Source organism: Pseudomonas sp. 67(2021), assembly GCF_017491835.1.
GTDB lineage: Bacteria > Pseudomonadota > Gammaproteobacteria > Pseudomonadales > Pseudomonadaceae > Aquipseudomonas > Aquipseudomonas atacamensis.
This window is the reverse complement of record NZ_JAFGYL010000034.1, coordinates 1-3960: the sequence shown is the minus strand read 5'-3', so window position 1 is coordinate 3960 and position 3960 is coordinate 1. Positions and strand designations below refer to the sequence as shown.

At 53.3% G+C, this 3960-nt stretch carries 4 protein-coding genes, 3 tRNA genes and 1 rRNA gene; all 8 read right to left on the bottom strand.

Going from position 1 to position 3960, the window contains the following annotated elements; all coding sequences use genetic code 11:
- Nucleotides 1-916, bottom strand: a 916-nt coding sequence (tuf, locus tag J5M66_RS25275) for an elongation factor Tu (RefSeq protein ID WP_207817511.1), incomplete at its 3' end; no start/stop codon positions are given.
- A gap of 85 nt (nucleotides 917-1001) precedes the next feature.
- Nucleotides 1002-1077: transfer RNA gene (locus J5M66_RS25270), tRNA-Thr, on the bottom strand.
- 27 nt (nucleotides 1078-1104) lie between these two features.
- Nucleotides 1105-1178 (bottom strand) — tRNA-Gly (locus J5M66_RS25265).
- A gap of 25 nt (nucleotides 1179-1203) precedes the next feature.
- Nucleotides 1204-1288, bottom strand: a tRNA-Tyr gene (locus J5M66_RS25260).
- A gap of 142 nt (nucleotides 1289-1430) precedes the next feature.
- Entirely contained in the window at nucleotides 1431-1862 is a 432-nt protein-coding gene (locus J5M66_RS25255; protein WP_123443232.1) for a hypothetical protein, read from the bottom strand.
- Nucleotides 1863-1869: 7 nt separating this feature from the next.
- On the bottom strand, nucleotides 1870-2622 hold the full coding sequence (locus J5M66_RS25250) for a pantothenate kinase (RefSeq protein ID WP_206421492.1): 753 nt from the start codon (nucleotides 2620-2622) through the stop codon (nucleotides 1870-1872).
- Nucleotides 2612-3565: a bifunctional biotin--[acetyl-CoA-carboxylase] ligase/biotin operon repressor BirA gene (birA, locus tag J5M66_RS25245; protein WP_016772932.1), complete on the bottom strand. Its 954-nt coding sequence runs from the start codon at nucleotides 3563-3565 to the stop codon at nucleotides 2612-2614. The genes J5M66_RS25250 and birA overlap by 11 nt, the downstream gene beginning before the upstream one ends.
- Nucleotides 3566-3697: 132 nt before the next feature.
- A 5S ribosomal RNA gene (gene rrf / locus J5M66_RS25240) occupies nucleotides 3698-3813 on the bottom strand.
- Between the last annotated feature and the right edge of the window lie 147 nt (nucleotides 3814-3960).

Here is a 3960-nt window from a genome sequence, read left to right as displayed (position 1 = left end):
TGTGCGGCTTGACCGAACCTGGCTTGACCAGAACCTGGCCACGCTCAACGTCGTCACGCTTGGTACCACGCAGCAGAACGCCGCAGTTCTCGCCAGCACGACCTTCGTCGAGCAGCTTGCGGAACATCTCAACACCGGTGCAGGTGGTGGTGGTGGTGTCACGCAGACCAACGATTTCCAGAGCATCCTGAACGCGAACGATACCGCGCTCGATACGACCAGTCACAACAGTACCGCGACCCGAGATCGAGAACACGTCTTCGATTGGCATCAGGAATGGCTTATCGATCATACGAACTGGTTCTGGGATGTAGGTATCCAGAGTTTCAACCAGTTTACGAACGGCAGTGGTGCCCATTTCGTTGTCGTCTTTGCCTTCCAGCGCCATACGAGCCGAACCGATGATGATCGGAGTGTCGTCGCCTGGGAAGTCGTAGGTCGACAGCAGGTCACGAACTTCCATCTCAACCAGCTCCAGCAGCTCAGCGTCGTCTACCAGGTCAGCCTTGTTCAGGAAAACCACGATGTACGGAACGCCTACCTGACGGGACAGCAGGATGTGCTCACGAGTTTGTGGCATCGGACCATCAGCGGCCGAGCAAACCAGGATCGCGCCGTCCATCTGGGCAGCACCGGTGATCATGTTCTTCACATAGTCAGCGTGACCTGGGCAGTCAACGTGAGCGTAGTGACGAATAGTCGAGTTGTACTCAACGTGAGCGGTGTTGATGGTGATACCGCGAGCTTTTTCTTCTGGTGCGCTGTCGATCTTGTCGAACTCAACGACGGCCGAACCGAAAACTTCGGAGCAGACGCGAGTCAGAGCAGCAGTCAGAGTGGTTTTACCGTGGTCAACGTGACCAATGGTCCCAACGTTGACGTGGGGCAGGGAACGATCAAATTTTTCCTTAGCCATCGATATCACCCTCTACAGAAGAAATTAGACAAACAATATCAACCATTAAAACAAAGGCAGATATTTTCATATCTGCCTTGTTATATGGAGCTCTTGAGCGGATTTGAACCGCTGACCTCACCCTTACCAAGGGTGTGCTCTACCAACTGAGCTACAAGAGCAAAACCCTTTTGCACAACCTGCAAACTTGGAGCGGGTAGCGGGAATCGAACCCGCATCATCAGCTTGGAAGGCTGAGGTTCTACCACTAAACTATACCCGCGGAGCCTGCAGCTCACGCTTAAATCTGGTGGAGGGAGAAGGATTCGAACCTTCGAAGTCGTAGACGTCAGATTTACAGTCTGATCCCTTTGGCCGCTCGGGAACCCCTCCTAATCAGGCCGGCATTCTATATCATGCCAAACCCCTGTCAAGCATTTTCTCATTTAAAAACCTGAGGTTAGCTGCGTTGACACGCTTCACTTCGAATCCCGTTTAAGGTGTTCGCTGTGGAGCGGGCGCCATTCTATGCAAACTATTGAGCAGGTGCAACCCCTTCGCACAGCATTATTTTATGTTTTAACTCATTGAATTCCTTGGAAAGGTTTTGCAACTGCTGTTCGCCCAACAAAGGCTGGCCATCCGGCGCAACTGCAAGCCAGTAACCGCTTCCTGCAGCAGCTTTCGGCACGGATTGAGCATTGACCTTCATCGCCACCAAGCGCTGTTGCAACCTGGCAATTGAATCCTCTTCAGAAAATCCACCAACGAAGAGACACTGCTGACGCGGCACCACCTGCCCTCTCCCGCTTTCACCAGCAGTTTCGCTCAGTAGACGGATATCCTGCTGCGCACCGCGATACAGACTAAGGGGCGTTACATCTTTGGCTCGCAAGGGCGCTTCCTGCTGATGCCAGACATAGTAAAAAACATTGAGAACCACTAGGAGCAGGAACAACCAACGCATATAAACCTCAGGACAAGGGACACGCCATCGCCAAGCCGACAAAAACCAGGTCGGGCACGACCCTGGCGTCAGGCGCGACGCCTTTAACCAACTCGGCATCCCCTCCCGTAATAAAGACGGTGAATTGCTCTCCCCAGTACGCTCGAGCCAGCTCTAATTGAGTGAGAACAAAGCCCCTCAGCATCAAAGAACAACCGCGCTCCACCGCTTCCACGGTGGTACGCCCCGGGACATGACTGGAAAGGGCGCGCTCTGCCGCCTCATCACCATAACGAATTTTACGGGTATGGGTGCGAAGCTGGTTTCGCATCAAAGGCATGCCTGGACAAATGAACCCACCGAGATGCTCACCGTCAGGCCGCACAAAATCGGCAGTAACCGCGGTACCGAAGTCGAGAACCAGACAAGCACTCCCGGCAGCCAGGTGAAAGCCGCCAAGCATCGCCAGCCAGCGATCAAGCCCCAGACGCTCATAGTCTTCGTAGCCGTTTCGAACACCAGACATCTCGCGAGCGGGCTTCGCACACGAGATAGGAATACTGAACTCGCGCTCAAGCATTTCGGTTAAAGCACTGGTTTCCTCGTTGGTCCTGACGCTTACCAAACGACACTTGCGCAGCGAGAGTGACTTTATGATGCGTAGGCTCTCAAGCAAAGCCTGATTGGAATCTACAACTCCTTCCGAGACCAGCTCGCTCGCCGACGCATCCAGCACGCGCCATTTTATAAAGCTATTGCCGCAGTCAAGCTCAAGAATCATCACGCAACCTCAGGCTGAGCTCTCCGCCACTAAAGGCCTTTTCGACACCATCTACAATCAAGCGCAACCCGCCTTGGTTATCAATCCCGAGCACTACTCCATCGATACGGCTGTTACCCGCGATCAACGACACGGAGCGCCCCTGCCACAGATGATTTTCCGCCCATTCTGCCTGCAGACTCGCGAACCCGTTGAGCTGGTGTTTATGGATATAAGTCTTGAGTTGATTACTCAATTCAACCACCAGAGCATTGCGATCGCAGGCTTTGCCTGACTCCAGTTTTATAGAAGTCCATTGCTGGTCGACCTCATCGGCAACCTGCATATTCACGTTGATTCCTATACCCAATACAACATGACACACATCCGCCGGATCGCCGACGAGTTCGAGCAGAATGCCAGCTATTTTCTTGTTACCCACCAAAACATCATTGGGCCACTTCAAACCGGCATTGGGCACACCGGTGTTTCGCAAGGCCTGCATCACCGCCAAGCCAACAACAAGGCTCAATCCCTCAAGCTGACGCATGCCGCCTTCGATGCGGAGTACAAGGCTGTAATAAAGATTTTCTGCAAATGGGCTTACCCACTTACGACCTCGACGACCACGGCCTGCCAATTGTCGCTCCGCGAGCACCAAAAACGGCGCAGCGGCGCCGTCACTGATGGAGCGCAGAGCCTCGGCATTTGTCGAGTCAACAGAGTCGAACACACGCACCGGCCATTGAGGCATCTTCCTGGTTATTTCCAGAGGATCAAGGAGCGTCAGAGGCGTCGACAATTGATATCCGCGACCGCGAACTTTATGGATCGACAGGCCAAGTTCAGCTTCAAGCTGTTGTAGCTGCTTCCATACAGCACTTCGGCTTATTCCCAGGGCAACGCCCAGGTCCTGTCCGGAATGGAATCGTCCATCCTTCAGTAGATTCAACAACGTCAGCATGCAGGTATCGCCTCACAATGAGGCCCGCATAATAGCCATGCCCCGGGCCGTTGCATAGAAATCAAGCGGACACATTTCTCGCAGGCAAAACAAAACCCCAACTGCTTTCGCAATTGGGGTTTCGGAATTTAATCTTGACGATGACCTACTCTCACATGGGGAAACCCCACACTACCATCGGCGATGCATCGTTTCACTGCTGAGTTCGGGATGGGATCAGGTGGTTCCAACGCTCTATGGTCGTCAAGAAATTCGGGTACTGACTCGTGACCAGACGGCCTCGCTTCAGCAAATTGGGTATGTGACAGCTTTCGGTGTTTGTGCGTTTCGAACTTTCGGTTCGTTTCGTCTTCACACACCGCAATCTGGTGCCTTTTCAGGTCAGCAAATTGCTT

Excerpts from the sequence above, each read along its gene's own strand:
- J5M66_RS25255 (WP_123443232.1), bottom strand. The coding sequence starts at position 1,862 with ATGCGTTGGTTGTTCCTGCTCCTAGTGGTTCTCAATGTTTTTTACTAT.
- J5M66_RS25250 (WP_206421492.1), bottom strand. The coding sequence starts at position 2,622 with ATGATTCTTGAGCTTGACTGCGGCAATAGCTTTATAAAATGGCGCGTG.
- birA (WP_016772932.1), bottom strand. The coding sequence starts at position 3,565 with ATGCTGACGTTGTTGAATCTACTGAAGGATGGACGATTCCATTCCGGA.